The sequence below is a fragment of the Winogradskyella aquimaris genome (assembly GCF_042676105.1).
Classification (GTDB): Bacteria; Bacteroidota; Bacteroidia; order Flavobacteriales; family Flavobacteriaceae; genus Winogradskyella; species Winogradskyella aquimaris.
The window spans coordinates 1-650 of record NZ_JBHTJQ010000013.1 but is presented as its reverse complement, the minus strand read 5'-3'; the positions used below and the strand labels follow the sequence as shown (position 1 = coordinate 650).

Annotated in this window: 2 protein-coding genes; both read left to right on the top strand. The window is 41.2% G+C overall.

Translation table 11 applies throughout. The annotated features are described in order from the left end of the window. A partial coding sequence (locus tag ACFQ1K_RS09965) for a hypothetical protein (protein ID WP_320556890.1) occupies positions 1 to 204 on the top strand: 204 nt, incomplete at its 5' end. An 11-nt stretch (positions 205 to 215) separates the two neighbouring features. Then, a partial coding sequence (locus tag ACFQ1K_RS09960) for a hypothetical protein (protein WP_386134147.1) occupies positions 216 to 650 on the top strand: 435 nt, incomplete at its 3' end.

The following is a 650-nucleotide window of genomic DNA, read 5'->3' as shown; positions in this document are numbered from 1 at the left end:
GATTTCAATGGTGATGGGCAGGTACAGAATACAGATAGGCTAGAGGTTGAGATACTCCGTGGAATTAATGGTTACGACAACGCTGATATAGATGGTAACGGCGAGGTACAGAACACTGATTTGATCAACTCTTTAATCCCCAATATAGGCAAGGGAGAACAGTTTATGAGCAGACAGTTACATGCCAAACGAAGAATCGATTAAAATAAAATAATATGAAGAAACTATTACTATTGAGTATTATCCTGACGTCCTGTCTTTTTGTAAGAGCACAGGATATCCATTTTACCTTTGACAACGCAGAAATGACCAATGACGGGGTCAATGACTTTTATGAAGTGGATGTCTTGATACAGACCCTAAATGGTACGGGCAGTTTTAAATTGGGTTCTGGTCAGCTTTACTTCAACTATAATACGGTTTCATTTGGGGAAAATGTTGCCGCAAACAATAAGATAGAGATTACGCATCCCAATGCAGGTGGATACATTGCCGGGCAATATGTTGACGCGGCAGCGGCGGATATTTATGGTGGCTTTACCATTAATGACAATACCACATCAAGGGTGTCATGGGCCTTTTCACAGGTGTTCAGTTCATCGACTTTTGCAAACGATAACGTAGACGATACACCGAGATTGCTCTGCCAT